A 21,579-nucleotide genomic window follows, 5' to 3' on the forward strand; every position below is an offset into this window, starting at 1 on the left:
TTTCTGTTTACCAAAGAACCAGCGCAGAGTAATTCGTTATGTGGCAACAAGTTGAGTTTCAATTGCCTGAGACGAAGTGAGAGATTAAGGCAGTTTATACTTTTTTGTTGTTTTTTATTCAGTTGAACATCTTATATTATTGTCGTATATTTGTTCTAGTGGGTGTCGTATATTTGTGCAGTATAACTGTATTTATTGGAGGTTAATGTGGCTGTAAAAACACTAAAAAGCAAAGTTAGTTACCGCATTAAGCGAAGTAAATCCGATGTTTTTACTCCAAGAGATTTCTTTGACCTGTCAGATAGAGACCAGATAGGCAGAGCACTGAGAGCACTGGTTGCAGAGCAGCGACTCGTTCGCTTTGGGCAAGGTCTGTACGCAAAGGCGAAAGCATCAAAATACACAGATAAAGTTCTGCCTGTAAGGCCTCTTACAGATCTAGCAGTTGAAGCTTTACAGAAGTTGAATGTAAAAGTTGTAGATTCAAAAGAGCAAACACAATACAACCAAAATCAAACAACTCAAGTACCTACTGGCCGCGTTATCGCGGTACAAGGAAGAGTTACTAGGCGAATGAGTTTAAATGGAACAACTATCAAATACCAACGAGTTCGCTAAGCTACCTCCCCAAGATTTAATTCAAGAAGTTGCCTCATATCTTAACGTTAGTGAGGCCTTCATTGAGAAAGATTGGTTTGCAGTGCAGGCTCTTAAAATAATCTCCTCAAAAGCTTCAGATATCGTTGATATTCAAACGATATTTTCAGGTGGTACAAGCTTGTCTAAAGGTTATAAATTAATTCAAAGATTTTCTGAGGATTTGGATTTTAGGTGCCATTATTTATCAGATGTATTGTCGCAAGGACAAAAACGTAGGTGTAAAAGTAATCTTAGGGACTTACTGACGAGCTCTTTGACTATCGATGGTTTTCTTGGTTTTGATCAAAACACAATAAAGCAAGGCGGTAGTTTCTTTAAGTTTCCTTTGCAGTATCCAAAAGCAACAGACTCTCATAACTCGTTACGAAGAGATCTAGAATTAGAGTTTAGCTTCACCGTCCCTTTATTGCCCCCAGAATTAAGACCAATTACCTCCATGGTTAATGAGTTTTTAGGAGAACAGCCGGAAACAAGCATTCTTTGTATGCAACCTATTGAAATTGCAGCAGATAAATTAAGTGCGTTAACATGGAGAGTCTTGACACGTTCCCGTGATAGTGGGAATGATGATCCGACTCTTGTAAGGCATATTCATGATCTTTGCGCGTTGGAGCAGGAAATATCAAAAGACCCTCAACTATTTAAAAAAATTGCTATTAACTCATTTAACGTAGATCAGAGGATACCAAATAGAGAGGTTAATGGCAGTTTTGCAAAGAGTGTGTCGTTAGCAGTTGGAGCTCTTAAAGTTGATTCTTTGTACGCGGAGGAATATAGCCGATTCGCTGAAGCTATGTCCTATGCGAATGATGATGAGCAGATAGATTTTAGTAGAGCTATCAGTAGTCTGGAGTCAACTGCACGCCTTTTTTGAAATAAGAGTGAATCGTAGTTAATTATGATTTTTACTAGGTGGCGTCAGTGTGTATTGGGGTACTATTTGGTAAAATTCCTATAAGTGCCTTTAATTTTGAACCTTTGGTAAGTTGCGGCGGAAGGCCCGAATCCATACGACTACCGTTTTTCTGTTTACCAAAGAACCAGCGCAGAGTAATTCGTTATGTGGCAACAAGTTGAGTTTCAATTGCCAGCGATGCGTCGAGGCTTTCATTTGATCACCGATCAGGTGGAGGCGGCTTTAGCTAAGCTGTCACCCGTTTCGATAGGCTTGTTGCATATTCAGTTACTGCATACCTCCGCATCGCTGACGATCAACGAAAATGCCGATCCTTCCGTCCGCCGAGACATGGAAAGACATTTTTCACACATGGTGCCAGAAGATCAGCCCTATTATGAGCACATTTATGAAGGTAGTGATGACATGCCGGCTCACATCAAAGCCAGTATGCTGGGATCATCCCTGACCATTCCCATTCGGAATAAAAGCTTGTATTTAGGTGTTTGGCAAGGGGTGTACTTAGGTGAGCATCGAGATCATGGAGGCAATAGGCGGATAGTGCTGACATTGCAAGGGGAACCTTGCTAGTGACTATTTAGACAAGTGCCGTAGATTGATAAAAGACACCAGTTTCACTGAAAAGTGGTGTCTTTTAGGTCTAGCGTCTTAATTAACCATGATTTGCTTGCAAGTGGCTTGGCCGTTTTCAACCGCTTGGTTTGCGCTGAGGGCAAGTTCTTCTATGGTTTCACCATCTTCTGGAAAGGCGGCGATGCCGATACAGAAATCCATTGGATCGGAGTTGCCTTCGAATAAAATAGATTTTTCGTCTTCCGTCGGGGTGATGAGGTGTTTTAACAAGGTCTTCGCATCTTTGACGCTAGTATTAGGCAGTAATAAAAGCAGTTTGTCAGGTTCTACTCGCGCTAATACATCCGCTTCGCGGATCTTTTTATAGATGTAACGGGCGGATGTTTGGATAGCGATGTTGCGTGCTTCCATGGGCAACTTACTTAGACGTTCATTGGCATCCAAGTTGATTTTCGCCATGGTCAATGGTGTATATTGGCGTTTTGCCAAACCGAGCTGCTTTTTAAAATGCGTTAGCGCCGCGCCACGGGTTAGCAAACCTGTTAGTTCATCAAACGTCGCTTGGTTGCGTAAATGCTCTTCTAATGCCTTTTGGTGGCTGATATCGACCATAAAGCCAATGATCTTTTTGATACTGCCATCAGGCCCTTTTGTATAGCTTCGGCCACGTTCTTTTACCCACAGGTAGCGTTGATCTCCTGTTAAGATACGATATTCCACCTCGTAATAATCTTGATTTAAAGCAACGTGCTCATTAACGACAGTGGCTAATTTTTTGACATCGTCAGGGTGGACGATTTTGTGCCATTCAACCGTTGAGCGAGGTGTTTTATCAAGAGGGTAGTTCAACAGTGTTGCAATGGATTTTGAGCAAGAGACTAAGTCCGACTCTGTCTCCCATATCCATAATCCAGCAGACGATTCCGTTAGGGCAAATTTGAGCAGAGTGTTTTCGGCGGCGGAAAGGTCCATGTGGTCTGTGTTATAAACACACGCTAATACAGACTCACCAAGATGTCGCATTTCAAGCTGCATATTAATGAGCTTGTCACCAACACGAATCAAGCTTTCACAGCGTTCAATGCTGCCGTTTTGGATTTTTTTATTCAGTGTGAGCCAGTCATCTGGCGAGGCAGCGTCTTCACAAAGGGATTCCCATGTGCTCGAAGGCGTCGCATTAAAATTTTCAAACAAGATTTCAAAATTGCGATTGTACGACATAAGCTTGCCCGTCGCGCTTTCTATGATAAAAGCAGGCGTTGGCATGTATTTAAACGCGAGTTCGAAAGGGGTGTTCATGACACGCTCCTCTAAAGGTGATCATTCTGGGGTGATCCAAGTAACTTGGTAGCCCGCCTCATTATCTTCTGCTAATAATTTGCTTAAAACAGGTAAGCATTCTCTGGCTTCTTTTTCTAATGTCCAAGGTGGATTAACGATTATCATACCGCTTCCAGCCATGCCGCGCTCTTGTTCTGTGTTTCTAATGCAAAGTTCCAGTAAAAGAACATTGCGAATATTGGTCGATTTTACCGATTTCAAAAGATCGTCAGCTTGTCTACGGTTTAATACCGGATACCAAATGGCATACGTTCCCTGAGGAAAGCGCTTGTAACCGTCTTCTAATGCTTGAACCACATATTGATAATCTTTTTTTACTTCATAAGGCGGGTCCATTAACACAAAGCCGCGCTTTTGCGGCGGTGGTAGCATGGCTTTAACAGCGGCGAAGCCATTGTCTTTAACTACGTTGGCTTTGCGTTTATTAGGAAAAAGAGCAGCCAAAATTGGGTAGTCGTTTGGATGTAGTTCACATAAGTGCAGTTTGTCTTTTGTACGAACGTAGTAATCGACAATTTTGGGGCTACCGGGATAAAACTCCAACGTATCCGTTGGGTTCATGTCTTTCACTATGTCTAAAAGTCCTTCCAGTGGTTCTGGAAGATGGTCTTCGGTTAATAGTCGTGCGATACCTGAGTGGAATTCTTTATTTTTTTGCGCTTGTTCGGAGTTCAGTGAGTATTGACCAATGCCAGCGTGTGTATCCAAATAGAAAAAGGGCGCGTCCTTTTTTATAAAATGGCGACATATTTGACTGACTGTCAAATGTTTTAAAATATCAGCGTGGTTGCCTGCATGATAAATATGGCGGTAGCTGAGCATTGTTTTTCCTGTGATGAATAAATGTATAGTGAATGAAAAAGGCCGCAACGCCTAGGTTTGGCAAAGCGGCCTTTGGCATGTTGCTGTTTAGATATTAGTCGATTTGACTAATATCACGTACTGCCCCTTTGTCTGCGCTGGTAGCAAAGTGTGCGTACACTTTTAATGCTGGAGAAACTTTACGTGGACGTTCTTCTACTGGTTTCCAAGCATTTGCGCCTTTGGCGTTCATCGCATCGCGACGGTTTTGTAGCTCTTCATCGCTAAGCAAAACATTGATTGTACGATTTGGAATGTCTATCAAAATACGGTCGCCATTTTCAACCAGACCGATTGCACCGCCGGCAGCCGCTTCTGGAGAAACGTGACCGATAGACAAACCGGATGTGCCGCCAGAGAAACGACCATCGGTCAGCAAAGCACAGGCTTTGCCTAGGCCTTTCGATTTTATGTAAGACGTTGGGTAAAGCATTTCTTGCATGCCTGGTCCACCTTTAGGACCTTCGTAGCGAACGATGACAATGTCACCGGCTTCCACTTTATCATCAAGAATGTTCTTAACGGCTTCGTCTTGAGATTCCGTTACGTGAGCACGGCCTTCAAACACCAGAATCGATTCGTCTACACCGGCACTTTTTACCACACAACCATCAACAGCAATGTTGCCATAAAGTACGGCTAAGCCCCCTTCGATGGAAAAAGCGTTTTCGATAGAGCGAATGCAGCCTTCTGCACGATCACCATCTAGAGAAGGCCAACGAGTAGATTGGCTGAACGCGGTTTGCGTTGGAATGCCAGCAGGGCCTGCTTTGTAGAATTCGATCACTTCAGGCGTTGGTGAGCGCATGATGTCCCACGTCTCAAGTGCTTCTTCCATTGTTTTAGAATGCACTGTGTGGCATTGGTTGTGTAAAATACCCGCACGATCAAGCTCGCCCAACAAGGCAAAAATACCGCCAGCGCGGTGCACATCTTCAACGTGATACTTAGGCGAGTTTGGCGCTACTTTACATAGTTGAGGCACTTTACGAGATAAGCGGTCTATGTCTTTCATCGTAAAATCCACGCCTGCTTCATGGGCAATGGCCAACAGGTGAAGAATCGTATTGGTTGATCCCCCCATGGCGATGTCTAACGTCATGGCATTTTCAAAGGCCTCGAAGCTTGCGATAGAGCGTGGTGCCCAGTTTGCTTCATCGTTTTCGTAGAAACGTTTGGTGATATCTACGATGCGACGACCTGCTTCTAAGAACAAACGGCGACGATCTGAGTGAGTGGCTAATGTCGTGCCGTTACCCGGTAAACTTAGACCAAGCGCTTCGGTTAGGCAGTTCATTGAGTTTGCGGTAAACATACCAGAGCAAGAACCACAAGTTGGACACGCTGAGCGTTCATATTCGGCTACTTTTTCATCTGTTGCCGTTGGATCTGCTGCGATAACCATGGCATCGACTAGATCAAGTTTGTTCTCGGACAGTTTGGTTTTGCCCGCTTCCATTGGACCGCCAGACACAAAAATAACCGGAATGTTTAGACGCATAGCAGCCATTAGCATCCCCGGTGTGATTTTGTCACAGTTGGAAATACAAACCATAGCATCGGCGCAATGGGCATTAACCATGTACTCAACAGAATCTGCGATCAGATCACGAGATGGAAGGCTGTACAGCATGCCGTCATGACCCATGGCGATACCGTCGTCGACAGCGATAGTGTTAAATTCTTTCGCTACACCACCTGCCGCTTCAATTTCACGAGCAACCAGTTGGCCCATGTCTTTGAGATGTACATGACCTGGTACAAATTGAGTGAAAGAGTTGACCACTGCTATGATGGGCTTTTGAAAATCATCGTCTGTCATTCCGGTGGCACGCCATAGGGCGCGAGCTCCAGCCATGTTGCGGCCTGAGGTGGTCGTTTTGGAACGGTATATTGGCATTGTTTTCCCCACAGATTTTTTGCTTTATTTTGCTTTATATAGTTGCCCAGATTTAATGAGTCCATGTTACCAAGATTATTGCTTATGCCCAATGGCAATTTTTAGGCAATATTGAGACACTGTATCAATCAGTACTAATACTTTTATTGAAACGGAAATGCTATGGCCGAAAATCTACTATCAGCCCACTCTAATGTTGCATTGGCAAGACAGCCAATCGTAGACAGTCGACTTGCTGTGATGGGCTATGAACTGCTGTATCGCAAAAATGCCGTCGCGGCACAGGCCGATGTGATTGATGATGTTGGGGCAACGGCTCAGGTGATGGCTACCAGTCTTTTTGAGCTGGGTATGGAAAATCTTGTTGGTACCAGCAAGGCGTTTATTAATTTTCCTCGAGCTTACTTGTTGAGCCCCAGTGGCATGCCTATTAATAAAGAAAACATTGTCATTGAGGTGCAAGAGAATGCTGGCTTCGACGCAGTACTTTTGTCTTCTTTGCGTCGTTGGGTGCAAGCGGGCTGTTCAATCGCGTTAGACGATTTTCATTTCCATAGCAAATTTACCCCCTTTCTTGAGCTTGCGGACTATATAAAACTGGATGTGCAGGCATTAGGGAAGGATGACTTTCATAAGCAAATTGAAGCGTTGAGAGGATTTGATGTCAACATTATTGCTGAGAAGGTCGAGACATGGGAAGACTATCAATTTTGCCGTTTGTTAGGTATTGAGTATTTTCAAGGGTATTTTTTTGAAAAACCTGAGCTGATTGTTAGTAAAACATCCAAAGTGAACAGCATGACTCTGTTACAACTGATGTCATCGCTGTTAAACGCATCTACCTTGAGTGTGGATGAGTTAGAAAGAATCGTCAGCCAGGACGCAGGGTTGGTTCATAAGCTGTTGCGCTATTTAAATTCTCCAGTAACCGGATTGGTTGCGTCTGTTGATTCTGTGCGTTTGGCGATTATGTTGATTGGTGTGGAAAAGCTGAAATCGCTGACAAATTTATTATTAATGTCAGAGATGGTGGGGGATAGGCATGTCCTACTTGAGCAAATTATGGTACGTGCTAAGCACGCTGAATTGTTTGCTCAGAGTCGAGGTTATAACAATCAGGACAAATACTTCTTAGCGGGAATGTTGTCGATGATTGATGTTTGCACTGGCATGCAATTAGACGAAGTATTAGGCGAGTTGCCTTTGCCTAGCGAATTTATCAATGCCATCGTTCACCGATCTGGAAGGGTAGGTAACGCGCTTGATCTGGTTGAGCATTATGGTAATGGTCATACCATTAAAAATCCTCAAGACTTAGACGATTTGAAGAAGACCTATTTAGATGCAATTAAATGGACAGATGAATTTCTTATCGCGGTATGACGATGAGAATTTGAATCGCATTGTTTATTTTGTAGTCCTTTTCTTACATGTCTGTAGGCGTTTCCCGTTTGTTGTGTGGTTTAAAGTAATTGTTTCTTGTAATTATTTTTTATCCTATTGATTTATAAGGGTAAAATATAAATCCTGTCGTTTTTTTTGCATTTGATAAAATTTTCAAAGCTGTTAAATTGCTTCTTATCCAAACGGAATTCATGGATGAAAAGCGCATGAAGTGCTTGATAAAATGCCATTGATGGTGTTGAGGATTGAATCAGGATATTCAAGAGCAAGGGAGTGTTCATCGGAATAACATGGTTTGATGGATAGCGCCATGCGCAAGGACAGTTTGGATGCTTCATGATGAAGCGAACAGTGACGTTTACTCATCGGAAGAGTTGCTCGACAGGATGTCAGCAAAAAGCAGGGTTGCCAATAGGCGCCCTTTTTTTTGCCTAAAATTTGTTATTTGTCGATTATTCTCGATACGACAAATATAAAAAAAGCGACGTAAGGTCGCTTTTTTTATATTTTGGCTTGTCCTATCTTGGTATGGCGTTAAGTTAGCGCTCTAGATGCTCTAATTTATCTTCCACACCATCCCATTGTGCCGCATCGGCAAGGGCGTCTTTTTTCTCGGTGATATTTGGCCAAATTAAAGATAGATCTCTGTTTAGTTCAACAAATACTTCCTGATCTTCAGGCAATTCGTCTTCAGAGAAGATGGCATTGGCTGGGCATTCCGGTTCGCACAATGCGCAGTCGATACACTCGTCAGGATTGATGGCTAAAAAGTTAGGGCCTTCGTAGAAGCAGTCCACAGGACAAACTTCAACGCAGTCAGTATATTTGCAGCGAATGCAGTTATCGGTAACGATGAAAGCCATTCGACTTCTCCTTACAAGCTATAAAAATGATTGCGCACTATTTTAGAGGTATAGGCCATTTGGCGGCAAGCAACAATCGTAAATACTCTACATTTATCTGCTATTAGCTTATATCTAGAGCTTTGCATGGCAACATAAAGCCTGATGCCATGCAAAGTGCTAGCGTTTTCAATGGCCGCAATGACTACAGTTGAGATTTCAGCTTGTACAAAGCGTTCATCGCGTCTAAAGGCGTCATGTTATCTAAATCTAATGCTTCAATAGCGTTTTTCAAGGCGTTTTGTTCTGCCTGAGCAAACATATCCACCTGTTGAGGTTGATATCCTCCTTTTTCTTCTTGAATTTTTTTCTTGCTCTTTGTTGGAGATGAAGAGGCCGGCATTGTCTGATGGCTACGGTCGTGATCAATGCCGGTAACGACTTCTAGCTCTGTCAATTTTTGCTTGGCGTGCCCAATTACATCACGAGGAACTCCTGCCAATTGCGCCACTTGTAAGCCGTATGACTGACTGGCTGGGCCCTCATGAACCTTGTGTAAGAAGACGATTTCATCGTCGTACTCCGTTGCTGTCAGGTGAACGTTGGCAGCGTTTTCTAGTTGATCCGCTAGCGTGGTGAGCTCGAAATAATGGGTAGCGAACAAGACGTAGCATTTTAACTTGTTCGCTAAATAATCAACCGCTGCCCAAGCTAGGGACAGGCCATCAAAAGTGCTGGTACCACGTCCGACTTCATCCATTAAGACCAAGCTGTTTTTAGTGGCATTGTTTAAAATATTGGCGGTTTCCGTCATTTCCACCATAAAGGTTGAGCGACCGCCGGCAAGGTCATCCGATGAGCCCATTCGAGTAAAGATTCGATCGACTACGGAAATGGAAGCCGATTCTGCAGGGACAAAACAGCCTGTGTGAGCTAATAGTGTGATTAATGCGATTTGACGCATGTAGGTCGATTTACCGCCCATATTAGGACCGGTAATCATCAGCAAAGATCGTGTCTTATTCAGCTCAAGATCGTTTGGCACAAAGGGATCTGAAATAACCGATTCCACAACGGGATGGCGACCTGCGACAATATGAATACCGCCACGATTGTGTAGCTCTGGGCAACGAAAGTTAAGCACATCGGCACGTTTTGCAAAGTTGTTTAGCACATCAAGTTGTGCCAAAGCTTGGCTTGTGGTTTGTAATTCACTTAATACTTCATTTAATTGGTCGAGCAGAGATTCATAAAGTTCTTTCTCTCTAGCAAGCGATTTGGACTTTGCGCTGAGCGCTTTGTCTTCAAAGGCTTTGAGTTCTGGTGTGATAAAGCGCTCAGCATTTTTTAACGTTTGGCGACGGACGTATTCCACTGGTGCTTGGTCAGAATGAAGGCGACTAATTTCAATGTAATAACCATGCACTCGGTTAAAGCCAACTTTTAGAGAGCTAATGCCAGTTCGAGCTTTTTCGCTACGCTCCATTTCAGCAAGAAAGTCAGTAGCGTTGGTCGATAAGGCTAAAAGCTCATCTAATTCGGCATCGTAGCCTTTGGCAAAAATACCGCCATCACGAACCACCGATGGTGGGTTTTCGACCAAGGCTTTAGCCAATGTCTCAGTAATATTGGGTTGCGCCAGAATGCGTTGATTAAGCTCCTGCAGTCGCTGAGATGCCGCATTGGCTAACAAGTCGTTGAGTTCTGGTGCGGCTTCAAGGGCAAATCGTAGACGTAATAAGTCTCTAGGACGAGCAGAGCGTAGCGCCACTCGTGATAATATGCGTTCTAAATCCCCGACTTTTTTGAGTGGCTGATCAAAGGTGGTATAGATATGGGGGTTTTGTAATTCAGCCACGACTTGCTGGCGAGCCTGAATTTCATTTAGATCTCGAATTGGCGTATGTAGCCAGCGTTTTAACAAGCGACTGCCCATTGGCGTAGCGCAGTCATCTAGAACACTGATCAATGTATTGCTAGTACCACCTGTTAAGTTAATGTCGATTTCTAAGTTACGTCGAGTCGCGCCATCAATCAGAACCGAATCATCTTTATGTTCAACCATAATCGATTGAATGTGCGGCAATGCTGAGCGTTGGGTGTCTTTGGCGTATTGCAGCAAAGCCCCCGCCGAAGCTATCGCGGCTGTCAGGGATTCACAGCCAAAACCAGACAAATCTTTGGTGTTAAATTGCTGAATGAGTTGACGATAGCTGGATTCATAATCGAAATGCCAAGGGCCAAGCTCAGCAATGCCTTTTTCTAGCTTTAATGTTGACCGCGCAGGGAAATCTTCAGAGATCAAAATTTCTCTTGGTGATAAACGCTGTAGTTCACTAGAAAGGGCTTCGTGACCATCGACCTCGAATAGGCAAAAACGGCCACTGGCCATGTCCAAATAAGAAAAGCCAAAAATATCGAGACCTTTACGGGATTGATGAGCAAGAGACAATAAAAGGTTCTCGCGCTTTTCTTCAAGAAACGCTTCGTCACTGATGGTGCCAGGGGTAACGATACGAGCAATTTGGCGTTCAACCGGCCCTTTGCTGGTGGCTGGGTCCCCTGTTTGTTCGGCAACCACCACAGATTCGCCCATGCGAACTAAACGCGCGATGTAGTTTTCCGCAGCGTGAAACGGAATGCCAGCCATAGGAATAGGCATGCCTCCAGAGTGTCCGCGAGCCGTTAGTGTGATATCGAGCAGTTGAGACGCGCGTCTGGCATCATCGTAGAAGAGTTCATAGAAGTCTCCCATGCGGTAAAATAGCAGCTGGTTTGGATGCTGTGATTTTAGGCCAAAATATTGGCGCATCATCGGCGTGTGATTGTCTGCTGGTGTATTGCTCATTTAGGCTAGCTCGATTGTGATCCAAAAAATAGAGGGGTATTCTACGGGATATTTTCTTAGGATTTAAGGGATAATACGAATGAATCAGATGCAAAAAATGACTCACGTTGCAAAAGAAGTCGGTGTGTTATTGCAAGCGAAAGGCGATTTTCTGGTGACGGCAGAGTCTTGCACTGGTGGCTTGATTGGTGCGGTATGTACGGAAATAGCGGGCAGCTCGTCATGGTTTTTTGGTGGTGTGATTAGCTATGCCAATGACGCTAAGATACGTGGTTTATCGGTTAAAAAAGAAACCTTATCCGCTTTTGGTGCGGTGTCTGAGCAGACTGTCAAAGAGATGTGTGCCGGAGCGTTAGCGTTAGGGGGGAATATTGCTGTTGCCGTGAGTGGTGTAGCTGGTCCCGCTGGTGGTTCACCAGAAAAGCCGGTAGGTTGCGTTTATATCGGCTGGCAAGTCGTTGGGCAGGACGCCAATGTTGAGCGTTTTCAATTTTCAGGGGATCGTCAAGCGGTGAGAGAGGCCACTGTTTTAGCGGCATTGAATGGTGTAAAAGAAAGGCTCATCAGCAATAAAAAATAATACTGTTTTTATATACAGTATTTCTTGAGATTACCCAAAAAAAACGCTAAAGTTACCCGCAACGACAATTAGTCACAACGAAAAGTAGCCACAAGGATTTCATTATGTCATCTATTGCAGACAACAAGAAAAAGGCGCTGGATGCAGCGCTGTCTCAAATCGAGCGTCAATTTGGTAAAGGTGCCATCATGAAGATGGGAGAAGGTGCCAAGCTTGATATTGATACGGTTTCTACTGGATCATTAGGTCTGGATATTGCGCTAGGTGCGGGTGGTCTTCCTTATGGTCGTATCTGTGAAATTTTTTAAGGCACTATAGCTAAGATGGTACATGTCCATTTAGTCCTTGATAAAACTGGATCTAAGTGCTTTTTGTCTAGATGTACTGGTACACATAAAGAATATTGAAAAAATATGGGTGAATATAATGGAATCTAAAGTGGTTGACGCTAATAAGAAAAAAGCACTTGATGCAGCTTTATCTCAGATTGAACGTCAGTTTGGTAAAGGCGCGATAATGAAAATGGGGGATACTCCACGAGAAGCGATCCCTAGTGTATCAACAGGCTCTTTAGGATTAGATATAGCCCTTGGTATAGGTGGACTTCCTCTGGGTCGTTGTATAGAACTGTATGGACCAGAAAGTTCCGGGAAGACAACCCTAACACTTAGTACAATCGCCGAAGCACAAAAGAAAGGATATACCTGTGCGTTCATTGATGCAGAGCATGCTCTTGATCCATCTTATGCTGAAAAACTTGGTGTAAATGTTAATGAACTGCTTTTGTCTCAACCTGATACTGGTGAACAAGCGCTTGAAATTGTTGATATGTTGGTTCGCTCAAATGCTGTAAATTTAATTGTTGTAGACTCAGTGGCAGCATTAACGCCTAAAGCAGAAATAGAAGGCGAAATGGGGGACTCCCATATGGGTTTACAGGCTCGTTTGATGTCTCAAGCACTTCGAAAGCTTACTGGTGGCGCTAAAAACGCGAATTGTATGATCATATTCATAAACCAGATTCGAATGAAAATCGGTGTCATGTTTGGCTCACCAGAGACGACAACAGGTGGTAACGCCCTTAAGTTCTATTCTTCTGTACGACTTGATATTCGCCGCATAGGATCAGTGAAACAAGGTGACGAAGTTGTTGGTAATGAAACTCGTGTCAAAGTCGTAAAAAACAAAGTTGCTCCTCCTTTCAGGCAGGCTGAATTCCAAATCTTGTACGGAGAAGGTATTTATCACATGGGGGAGATCATTGATTTAGGTGTGAAACAAGGCCTAGTTGATAAAGCTGGAGCTTGGTATGCTTATAAAGATACTAAAATTGGACAAGGTAAAGCGAATGCAGCAAAATATCTTGAAGAAAATCCAGATATTGCGAATGAAATTGAAACAGAAATTCGTAACCAACTTATCCAAACCCCTACAAAGAAAGAATCCATTGTGATTGAAGATACCGATAGTCAAGAATGAGCTTAAAAGTTCTTTCTTTGTAATTTAATTTGGTGGGGGCTAGTAATAGCCCCTATTTTTTATGGAAGTAAAAGTAAACTCTACCACGATTAGATCATTCTCTATTTACTCGAATACTTTACCGAATGATTTTCTGCTTGATGTTGCAAAGGCTTGGAGGTTGCTTAATGCAACGTTTAAAACAGAATCTACCGAAAGAACCTATTACCAACATATAACTAGATGGCTAAGGTTTTTAGCAGATAGGCCAAACCATCCAGCTTTGAGCTATATTGGGCAGGATAACGGATCATTAGCGGAAGAGTATCTTGCTTGGCAAAACTTATTAACCGAGTATAGAAACGATATATTTGATACTTTCTTTCAAGAAGACCAACTAAAGACTCGTAATAATCAATTAATGGGAGTCAGAAAACTTCTAGAGTATTTAGCTTATACTAAAACTATTCCGCATGGTCTTGTTCTTCGTGGATGGAAAGACAAGCAAAGACTTGGGCAGAGTTCCACATTTTTATCTAATGATTTTTATCGACTTATAAATAGAAGTAAAAATGATCTGCAAAAACTTGTAGATTCCATTGATGATAATGATGTTTCGCTCGATGAGGATGTTATAACCCTGATTAAAAATGCACTTGAGAATACTGAAGAAGATTTTGATTTTAATCCAGTATCCTTAGTGATTTCCTCGTTACAAAATAGAAAAATTCAGCTTAAAGATCAAGCAGCTAGCGATTATATTGCATATATAGACTCAACAAACCAAGCTAAAAAATGGGCTGAAGACTTAGAGATAAGTGCTTGTGCCGATAAATTCCATAAAACTATGTTATCAAACGTCGATGCTCATACAAAAATGCACTTGTATGATGAAGCATTAGGCGGATGCGCAACTTCAGTTTTAGTAAATTATTTGATTCGTTATAACGAAGGAAGGTTGCTTTTAAATACGGACTCTCGTTACAGCTTATTTTGGCTGCCAGATAGAATGAGTAGATATAACTATAATCGGGATCATATACGAAGGTACCTTGGTTGCTCAAATTATGGGATGGTTTGTGCATTCGCATTTATCATGCTTGAAACTAATGCAAATACAACCAGTGTTTGGGGGTTAAAGGAAGATGATCTAATCGATTTGGATAAAAAATCTTTTCAACTTAATTGGACTAAAAAAAGGCAGCGTGGGCATGAGGCAAAATATAAAAAACTTCCAATGAGAATAGATGAGCTTGCTCCCCAAACTCTCACTGTAAGAGATGTATTCCTCCACCAAATTGAATGTCGTGAAAAATTCCTCAATGATGTAATTCCAAGAGATAGAAATTTTCTATTTCTTCAATGGCACAAAAATAATGTAAAAATTAGTATAAATAAGCGCGTTTATGCACCCACTAGACCGTCATTAGAATTCTTTAATCGAATTTTTAAAAAACTCTGTAAAAAAGCGTCCGGCGGCGCTTGGGAAACAACTCCTAAAGCGATCAGGGGGAGTGCTCTTCTTCTTACTGGGCTTGTTACTAGGGACGCAACAGCTGTAATGATTGAAGGTCAACACACTTCTTTAGAAATGGGTAAGCGCTATACATATCATTATCCTGAAGTATGGCAACAAGATAAAGAAATACGATTATTTCTTAACTGGTACCAAGCATTATTTACAGTTGATATTGAAGGTTTTGCTGAGAAAATTGGTATTGATTCTATTTTGTATAATGAAAATAAAGAATTTGCTTTGGAACAGCGCCAAAAAGAAGCTCAAAATGCAATTAATCAACAGTTTGGTGGTATTCATTGCATTGATCCAACCGCTGGCGCTCAACCTGGAACAAAAGCTGGTAGTGTATGTAACAAGGTAGATAAATGTCCGACATGCAAGCAGCGAAGGGGCGTATTCGTAACTTCAATAAATAATTTAGCTAATGTTATACAGTGGCATGAAGTTCTTGTTCAATTAAACCAGACTCTAAGCGACAATGATTTTTATAAATGGCGAGTATGGCATGTTTTCACAACCCTCATTCTTGATACCTTTTCAAAAGACCCAACGCATGCCAGATTAATGAGAGAGGCACAAGAAAAAGCAGCACTCACTCAGAACTCATACGCAAGCCTCATTCCTGTTGCTGAGGTAAATATCTAATGGCATTGCCAATCATTAATTACGTCAATTATTTTTCAGATTTTAATACTAGAAGCGATATTGAATCCCTAAAGATAAGATGGTTCAAAGACTGCTCTTATGATTCTGATATTTGGATATTGCAAGATACTAAAAACATGAAAAGGACTTATGATATTGATTGGGAAAACATACCTGTTGGTCCGAATGGTGAGAAGCTAAATAATTATTATGGCACAGTAGAATTGATAAAAATGAGTCTCTTGATCAGGGCTTCTACAACAGACAAAAAGCTAGGTATGATAGATTCAGCGGAATCATTATATAAAGCAGCAAATATGTTGTTTAATTTTTATCGATATTTACTTTTAATTCCTAATATTTCAAATTTATCTAGTATTAATGGTTCTGTTATTAGTCAACTTATTACTGATTATTCTACAAAAGGACTGGTAGTGCGTTTGGACTTAGATTCACGAGCAGTAAATCGATTTGATGAGATAATTTCTGATGGAAATATTGGGGCCTATACGAAAATTAGGAAGTCAACAAAGTATTTAAAGACAAATTTTGAAAAAAAAGAATTTGATAATGATATGTTTTCTTTTAAGCTTGGAGTCAGTGCGCGAGCTCTTCAAAATGCTCCTAAATATCAGTTGCTAAAATATAAAACATTAAAGCCACTAGGTTATGACTTGAAAGGCAGTGGTGTGGTAAAAAATAATATTGAAACTCAATCGGAAACTACTATTAGAAAGTCGATATCAGTTTTATCAGGTCTAATGCGGCAAGTTTATTTAATGCCTGACCTTTTCACAGAAAATCACCGAATAGATCGTATGTGGATGGATGATATTAAAGTATCTAAATTATCTAAAAATAAGGCGACTACTTCTAATTTAAAAACCCGAAATATACCAAAAAATATTATGTATGCAGTAATGGACGAATCAATCCGTTGGGTAATTGATTATGCTAATCCGCTACATTGCTACTTTAAGCGTACTAAGCAAATCCATAAAGAAAAATTTGAGGGGCTAAAAGAGGGAGATGGTGGTGGGAATGTTGAATCACAATCACATTATGCTAGAAAGCTTACTTCTCAGTGGATTAAAAAAAATCAACTAGTTAATTTCCAACACCCAATTACAACATATCAACATAAACAAACATCTATTGAACAAATAGTTAATAAACACCTTGTGTCAGCATGTTTACTTGTCATATTCGCATTTACAGCTCGCCGAAGAGATGAGATATATGGACTTAAATCTGGCTGCACTTATCAAGAGGGAGGACTTTGGTATTTGATTGTAGACCAAGAGAAATTTAACCAAGGTGAACGAGCTTTGCCAACCTTGGAGGTTGTTGCTAAGGCAATATCTATTCTTGAAGATCTATCAGCGGAAGGAAGAGACGCTAGTCAGTTTGATAACCTTATGCAAGTCACTGATGCAAATTCTAAACATGGAAGAGCATGGCCGGATTTCAATGGTTTTTGTGACTACGTGGGAATAGAATCAAAAGATGAAGACGGTAATCCATTCATATTTGCTGACCACCAATTTAGGCGATTTTTAGCTATGGCTTATTACTATCAATACCGCGACCCTAACTTATTTACTCTTAATTGGTTTTTAGGTCATGAGTCTATTGAGATGACAATGGATTATATCACTGATAGCGATGGTCAGTGGGAGATGCAGCAAGTTAAAAATGAACGGATTATTGATCTAATTGAAAGTGATTTCAGATCAGATAAATCGTTGATTGGTAATGAAATAGCAGAATTATTTGGAGTCATTGAGGGACAGAGCGAAAAGCGTATTTCAAAAATGGAAGATAAAGGTAAATTAGTTGATAAGTATGTTCTAAATTTTGTCAAAGATGGAGCATGCTTTGGCCTAACTCCTGATATCAAGAATAGAAGTAAATGCTTAGAGAACGGAGCCATACAATGTTCTAGCGCAGCTAAAGGAAGTTGTGAAGGCTGTCCTAATTTACTTCCAGTAGACCAACCAATTAATCACATTAATGTAACAGATTTGGTTTGTTCATCCTCACCCATGATTGAGGCGTTAAAAAATGGATAATGGTCTAAAAGCATTATTAATGCAGAAGATAGAGAGCAAAATAACTGCTCTTGAAAGCTACATAAATGGCTCTAGTATCGATTTTTCTATTCCAACTAAGTTTTCCCTTAACTGGTTTGTAACTCTATCAGAGGGGCGCTATGAGAGGTTTTCTAAGTCTTCTAGGGCAATCAAAGGTGGTACAGCGTTAAACAAACGTATTCTAGGGCTTTTAAATGAGTGTGAAGCACGCCGAAAAAAAGGTGACCTAAAAGTACAATCTAATGATAAAGAGCTTCAAGGCGTAATCAAAAAACTAAAGGTTGAATTGGAGAATACAAAGAAAGAAAGGGACGCGCAGGCTGAAGAAAACACTGAGCTTCGCAGACAATTAATTGATGTTAAGAGAAAAAATCAAATTTTTCAAGCGCAGATACGGGATCAAAACACCAATAGAAAGATCATTAGTCTGGAGGGTAAATGAGCCACAAGGTATTAGATCCTTGTAATTGCCCGAAGGTTATATTCACATCTGGTAGAACTGTTGTTCCTGTGACGGAATGGTTAATTGAACGTAAGTTTAATATTGGTTTGGCTGATAAAACAGTGAGAGCTGATGCGGACCATTTAGCTCATTGGTTAAATTTTTGTGAATCAGAGAAAATAGATTACCTCTCTGAACCAACAAATTTTACTATGGAGCGTTATCGCGATGAGGCTCTTTCCCGCCTATCTAATGAAAGTTGTGATCTTTATTTATCATCGATATGTAGGTTTTATTGGTGGTGTCAAAACAACACTTCTTATTGTTCAAATATGATTGGGTGGCCAAACAAAGCAGAAAACAATGATTTCAACATCATAGTTAAAAAGCCTTCTAAGGGAGTAAACGATTTTAGTATACCATTTCTAAAAGGCGGTATACAAAAACCAATGAAATATATCCCTAGCGTCCATGAGATAAGAGAGTTGAATGACTACCTCGCTAAAGAAGTCAAAAATCAAAAGGACTCTGTAGGTGAATTCTTGGCTGTCCGAAATCAGCTGATGGTTAGATGGGCGACTGAGGCCGCATTGCGGTCACAAGAACTTATTTGTTTACAAATTTCTGATTTACCTCGAGTTGATAATTTTAATTCTTCTATGTCAGAAGTATACATTCATAGAGGCACTAAATATGGAAAGCACAGAAAGGTTACAGTAAGTAAAAGTTTAATAAAGGCCACTTGGGATTATATCGAATATGAGAGAGATGACGTTATAAGTAATGTTTGGACGAAATGTGGTGATGTTGATAATATTTTCATCAATGCGGGTAATAGATCTCTGAAACCAAAAATGAGCAAAAATACATTTTATACAGTATTAACTTCATTTAACCCAAAGATAACTCCACACGCTTTAAGGCGTTTCGGTTTAACGAGGTTTGCTGCAAGGTTAATTAAAATCGAACGTATTATTAGAAGAGAAAGCAATGATCTAAAGCAAATTGATGTTAGGAATGTTGAGCAAGCATTAAGACTGCAGGCTGGCCATCAATCTGTAACAACAACTATAAAACGGTATGTAGATTATGCTTTAGCTGTTGATTTGGATGAGGATGAAATGCAGTCCGTGGCGACTAGAATTGAAGAGTTAGAATGGGAGCTTGAAAATCTTAAGTCAAGAAAAAGTGCAAGTAGAGATTTGAGAGAATATATATGACTCCTTGATTGTAACATCAAGAGTCTTGTTATTGACGTCTAGTAAAGCTTAGTAAGTTCAATTAAAGGGCCTGAAAGTGGTTTATAGACCTTCGTTATTACTCATACACTGCCAAATAGGCTCTTCGTCCTTCCACCAAACTAAACTAACGAAAAGGTCGTTATGATAATGAAAGGCATGTTCATATACCGTTGAATTGTCTGCCCAATCTTCTCTACACCATACATGCCCATCTACTTCACCAGGGCCTGAATCAATTTCGTTGACAATCAAATCATAAATTTTTGAGCCACTAGGAACTGTACTTTCTGGGTAGAAGCATCCAGGTAAACTACTATTTTTACTAAATAACCAACGACTTCCATCTTTTCGATATATGACAAAATGTCCCATATGATGATTGCTGGCTATAATGCGGCGCATGGTCATCATGAAACTTGTATTAAATGCTGATTTTACTGAATTGATTAAATCAAGGTTCAACTGACTTTCAAGTAGCTGATTTTTTAGCAGATAGGTAGGAATAAGAAGTTCTGAAGCATAGGGAAACTGCGATTAAGTCCCCAATATGAGACAATGCCGATCTGACCATTACCTCAAGACCGAATGACATGAATCAGCTTTCCTTCGCCGATACCGAATTTACCAGCAAACGCCGCAAGACTCGCAAAGAGCTCTTCCTTGGTCGGATGAATGAGCTGATTCCATGGCTACAGCTCGAAGCTCAGATTGAGCCGTTTTACCCAAAAGCTGGCAATGGTCGGCGTCCATACCCTCTCGCTACCATGCTACGCATTCACTTTATGCAGAACTGGTACAACATGAGTGATCCAGCGATGGAAGATGCCCTTTACGAGATCACCTCTATGCGGCTGTTTGCTGGCCTATCATTAGAAGGTGCGATCCCAGACCACACGACCATCATGAATTTCCGTCACCTGCTTGAGAAGCATAAGCTGGGTCGTAAACTCTTCAAAGAAGTAAACAAATGGCTGTCTGATTCTGGCACCTACTTTAAAGAAGGGACAATCGTTGATGCGACGATTATTGAGGCAGCAAGTTCCACCAAAAATAAATCTAATGCACGCGATCCCGAAATGCACCAAACGCAAAAGGGAAAACAATGGTTCTTTGGCATGAAAGCTCACATCGGTGTTGATGCAAAGCGTGGGTTAGTTCACAGCTTCACCACGACGCCTGCCAATGATCACGATTTAAACCAGTTGACGGAACTTCTTCATGGCAATGAGTCATTTGTATCGGCGGACTCTGGCTACCGTGGCGTAGAAAAGCGCACAGAAACAAAAGATAAGAATGTCGATTGGTTAGTAGCTGAGATGCCCAGCAAGATACGTGCTTGGAAAAAGCACCCCCGCCTCAACAAGCAGCTGATCCGAACGGAATACTTAAAGGCGAGTATCCGAGCGAAAGTCGAGCACCCGTTTAGAATACTGAAATGCCAGTTTGGGTTCCGCAAAGTCGTCTACAAAGGCCTGTCTAAAAATGACAACAAACTCGCCGTGCTGTTTGCACTTGGAAATTTGTTACGAGTAGATCAGATGATACGTTCTGCACGGGGTTAATCCGTCCAAATAACGGTTGTAAGGTGCTTGAAGTACCTTACAAGTGGGTTAAGTGGTGATTAAATGTCGCTTCTGAGGAAATACTGTCACAAGCTGAAAGTCAGCTAAAAATTGTCTTACTTGTTCGTATGTTCCCTAGCTTGGGTCTCTCTCCCATAAACGACGATACGAACCGGGCTGTAAATGATGAGTAAATCCACTGATGATCAGGCCCCTGCTCGTTCAAGATCGAAGACCCTAAATTCGCTTGATAAGGTCATCGATAGTCTTGTCGCAGGTAACGAAAAGCTTTCCATCGCTGCGGTTGCCCGAGCAGCAGGTGTTACGCCCGGTCTCATCCACAATACATACCCAGCGGTGGCAGAGAAAATTCGCAATCTCATGGGCAAGTCGGTACGCGCCCAGCGAGATTCGAAGCACCAGGCGCTGATGCATGAGAAGGAGAAGAACAGGGCACTCCGTGCGGAAAACGATCAGCTATTAGAGGAGCTTGCCCGAATTGCCTCTGTAAACCAGCGTTTGCTGTTCGAAATGGCTAAGTTGAAAACAGTCGCCGGCGGAAAGGTTGTGGCTTTAACTCCGAAGCACGAGGGACACGTCCCGGTCGCAACGTGTCCCGACCCTATTTCGCATTGATTTGATCCATCACCTGCATGACTTTCTGCGAGGCGCCGGGCTGCACACTGGCAAACAG

The 21,579-nt window shown here is 41.6% G+C and carries 18 protein-coding genes and 1 pseudogene; 13 read left to right on the forward strand and 6 right to left on the reverse strand.

Going from position 1 to position 21,579, the window contains the following annotated elements:
- The first annotated feature begins 207 nt into the window (after nt 1-207).
- The 3 genes from DK187_RS19945 (at nt 208) to DK187_RS19960 (ending at nt 2,146) form a co-directional block, all read left to right on the forward strand.
- Nucleotides 208-618 carry a DUF6088 family protein gene (locus DK187_RS19945; protein ID WP_111609062.1) on the forward strand — a complete coding sequence of 137 codons (411 nt, stop codon included), beginning with the start codon at nt 208-210 and terminating at the stop codon, nt 616-618.
- On the forward strand, nt 584-1,534 hold the full coding sequence (locus DK187_RS19950) for a nucleotidyl transferase AbiEii/AbiGii toxin family protein (protein ID WP_111609063.1): 951 nt from the start codon (nt 584-586) through the stop codon (nt 1,532-1,534). Before DK187_RS19945 ends, DK187_RS19950 begins: the two co-directional genes overlap by 35 nt.
- Before the next feature lie 186 nt (nt 1,535-1,720).
- Entirely contained in the window at nt 1,721-2,146 is a 426-nt protein-coding gene (locus DK187_RS19960) for a secondary thiamine-phosphate synthase enzyme YjbQ (RefSeq protein WP_111609064.1), read from the forward strand.
- A gap of 78 nt (nt 2,147-2,224) precedes the next feature.
- On the opposite strand, the gene DK187_RS19965 is transcribed toward DK187_RS19960, so the two are convergent.
- From DK187_RS19965 to ilvD, 3 genes are all read right to left on the reverse strand, one after another.
- Nucleotides 2,225-3,448, reverse strand: coding sequence for a sensor domain-containing diguanylate cyclase (locus DK187_RS19965; RefSeq protein ID WP_111609065.1), 1,224 nt, complete (start codon nt 3,446-3,448; stop codon nt 2,225-2,227).
- 21 nt (nt 3,449-3,469) lie between these two features.
- Nucleotides 3,470-4,312, reverse strand: coding sequence for a 23S rRNA (adenine(2030)-N(6))-methyltransferase RlmJ (locus DK187_RS19970; RefSeq protein WP_111609066.1), 843 nt, complete (start codon nt 4,310-4,312; stop codon nt 3,470-3,472).
- Nucleotides 4,313-4,406: 94 nt separating this feature from the next.
- Entirely contained in the window at nt 4,407-6,251 is a 1,845-nt protein-coding gene (ilvD, locus tag DK187_RS19975; RefSeq protein WP_111609067.1) for a dihydroxy-acid dehydratase, read from the reverse strand.
- 162 nt (nt 6,252-6,413) lie between these two features.
- On the opposite strand from ilvD, the gene DK187_RS19980 reads away from it, so the two are divergent.
- Nucleotides 6,414-7,634, forward strand: coding sequence for an EAL and HDOD domain-containing protein (locus DK187_RS19980; protein WP_111609068.1), 1,221 nt, complete (start codon nt 6,414-6,416; stop codon nt 7,632-7,634).
- A gap of 560 nt (nt 7,635-8,194) precedes the next feature.
- Here DK187_RS19980 and fdxA read toward each other — a convergent pair.
- Nucleotides 8,195-8,518, reverse strand: a complete 324-nt coding sequence (gene fdxA, locus DK187_RS19985) for a ferredoxin FdxA (RefSeq protein ID WP_111609069.1) — start codon at nt 8,516-8,518, stop codon at nt 8,195-8,197.
- 184 nt (nt 8,519-8,702) lie between these two features.
- Nucleotides 8,703-11,345, reverse strand: a complete 2,643-nt coding sequence (gene mutS / locus DK187_RS19990; protein ID WP_111609070.1) for a DNA mismatch repair protein MutS — start codon at nt 11,343-11,345, stop codon at nt 8,703-8,705.
- A 79-nt stretch (nt 11,346-11,424) separates the two neighbouring features.
- Here mutS and DK187_RS19995 point away from each other — a divergent pair, with 79 nt between their 5' ends.
- The 7 genes and pseudogenes from DK187_RS19995 (at nt 11,425) to DK187_RS20025 (ending at nt 19,302) form a co-directional block, all read left to right on the forward strand.
- Entirely contained in the window at nt 11,425-11,925 is a 501-nt protein-coding gene (locus tag DK187_RS19995) for a CinA family protein (RefSeq protein ID WP_111609071.1), read from the forward strand.
- Between the two features lie 104 nt (nt 11,926-12,029).
- A pseudogene (locus DK187_RS20000) lies at nt 12,030-12,230 on the forward strand (recombinase RecA); the annotation flags it as partial.
- Between the two features lie 121 nt (nt 12,231-12,351).
- The gene (gene recA / locus DK187_RS20005) at nt 12,352-13,404 is read left to right on the forward strand and encodes a recombinase RecA (protein ID WP_111609072.1); all 1,053 of its coding nucleotides are present in this window, start codon (nt 12,352-12,354) and stop codon (nt 13,402-13,404) included.
- A gap of 61 nt (nt 13,405-13,465) precedes the next feature.
- Nucleotides 13,466-15,547: a hypothetical protein gene (locus DK187_RS20010; protein WP_111609073.1), complete on the forward strand. Its 2,082-nt coding sequence runs from the start codon at nt 13,466-13,468 to the stop codon at nt 15,545-15,547.
- Nucleotides 15,547-17,619 (forward strand): site-specific integrase, encoded by a 2,073-nt coding sequence (locus tag DK187_RS20015; protein ID WP_111609074.1) that lies wholly within the window; start codon nt 15,547-15,549, stop codon nt 17,617-17,619. Before DK187_RS20010 ends, DK187_RS20015 begins: the two co-directional genes overlap by 1 nt.
- Nucleotides 17,612-18,082 carry a hypothetical protein gene (locus DK187_RS20020; RefSeq protein ID WP_111609075.1) on the forward strand — a complete coding sequence of 157 codons (471 nt, stop codon included), beginning with the start codon at nt 17,612-17,614 and terminating at the stop codon, nt 18,080-18,082. The genes DK187_RS20015 and DK187_RS20020 overlap by 8 nt, the downstream gene beginning before the upstream one ends.
- Nucleotides 18,079-19,302, forward strand: coding sequence for a tyrosine-type recombinase/integrase (locus DK187_RS20025; RefSeq protein ID WP_111609076.1), 1,224 nt, complete (start codon nt 18,079-18,081; stop codon nt 19,300-19,302). Before DK187_RS20020 ends, DK187_RS20025 begins: the two co-directional genes overlap by 4 nt.
- Before the next feature lie 81 nt (nt 19,303-19,383).
- Here DK187_RS20025 and DK187_RS20030 read toward each other — a convergent pair whose 3' ends face one another.
- Nucleotides 19,384-19,785, reverse strand: coding sequence for a hypothetical protein (locus DK187_RS20030; protein WP_204355675.1), 402 nt, complete (start codon nt 19,783-19,785; stop codon nt 19,384-19,386).
- Nucleotides 19,786-19,913: 128 nt separating this feature from the next.
- On the opposite strand from DK187_RS20030, the gene DK187_RS20035 reads away from it, so the two are divergent.
- Entirely contained in the window at nt 19,914-20,885 is a 972-nt protein-coding gene (locus DK187_RS20035) for an IS5 family transposase (protein WP_067038543.1), read from the forward strand.
- Nucleotides 20,886-21,068: 183 nt separating this feature from the next.
- Complete coding sequence (locus tag DK187_RS20040; RefSeq protein WP_175550808.1) at nt 21,069-21,521, forward strand: TetR family transcriptional regulator; 453 nt, start codon at nt 21,069-21,071, stop codon at nt 21,519-21,521.
- The last annotated feature ends 58 nt before the right edge of the window (nt 21,522-21,579 follow it).

It is taken from the genome of Marinomonas arctica, assembly GCF_003259225.1.
Lineage (GTDB): Bacteria > Pseudomonadota > Gammaproteobacteria > Pseudomonadales > Marinomonadaceae > Marinomonas > Marinomonas arctica.

Bases quoted from the DNA above. Each gene is read 5' to 3' on its own strand.
- DK187_RS19950 (WP_111609063.1), top strand. From the start codon at position 584: ATGGAACAACTATCAAATACCAACGAGTTCGCTAAGCTACCTCCCCAA.
- DK187_RS19960 (WP_111609064.1), top strand. From the start codon at position 1,721: ATGTGGCAACAAGTTGAGTTTCAATTGCCAGCGATGCGTCGAGGCTTT.
- DK187_RS19965 (WP_111609065.1), bottom strand. From the start codon at position 3,448: ATGAACACCCCTTTCGAACTCGCGTTTAAATACATGCCAACGCCTGCT.
- DK187_RS19970 (WP_111609066.1), bottom strand. From the start codon at position 4,312: ATGCTCAGCTACCGCCATATTTATCATGCAGGCAACCACGCTGATATT.
- ilvD (WP_111609067.1), bottom strand. From the start codon at position 6,251: ATGCCAATATACCGTTCCAAAACGACCACCTCAGGCCGCAACATGGCT.
- DK187_RS19980 (WP_111609068.1), top strand. From the start codon at position 6,414: ATGGCCGAAAATCTACTATCAGCCCACTCTAATGTTGCATTGGCAAGA.
- fdxA (WP_111609069.1), bottom strand. From the start codon at position 8,518: ATGGCTTTCATCGTTACCGATAACTGCATTCGCTGCAAATATACTGAC.
- mutS (WP_111609070.1), bottom strand. From the start codon at position 11,345: ATGAGCAATACACCAGCAGACAATCACACGCCGATGATGCGCCAATAT.
- DK187_RS19995 (WP_111609071.1), top strand. From the start codon at position 11,425: ATGAATCAGATGCAAAAAATGACTCACGTTGCAAAAGAAGTCGGTGTG.
- recA (WP_111609072.1), top strand. From the start codon at position 12,352: ATGGAATCTAAAGTGGTTGACGCTAATAAGAAAAAAGCACTTGATGCA.
- DK187_RS20010 (WP_111609073.1), top strand. From the start codon at position 13,466: ATGGAAGTAAAAGTAAACTCTACCACGATTAGATCATTCTCTATTTAC.
- DK187_RS20015 (WP_111609074.1), top strand. From the start codon at position 15,547: ATGGCATTGCCAATCATTAATTACGTCAATTATTTTTCAGATTTTAAT.
- DK187_RS20020 (WP_111609075.1), top strand. From the start codon at position 17,612: ATGGATAATGGTCTAAAAGCATTATTAATGCAGAAGATAGAGAGCAAA.
- DK187_RS20025 (WP_111609076.1), top strand. From the start codon at position 18,079: ATGAGCCACAAGGTATTAGATCCTTGTAATTGCCCGAAGGTTATATTC.
- DK187_RS20035 (WP_067038543.1), top strand. From the start codon at position 19,914: ATGAATCAGCTTTCCTTCGCCGATACCGAATTTACCAGCAAACGCCGC.
- DK187_RS20040 (WP_175550808.1), top strand. From the start codon at position 21,069: ATGATGAGTAAATCCACTGATGATCAGGCCCCTGCTCGTTCAAGATCG.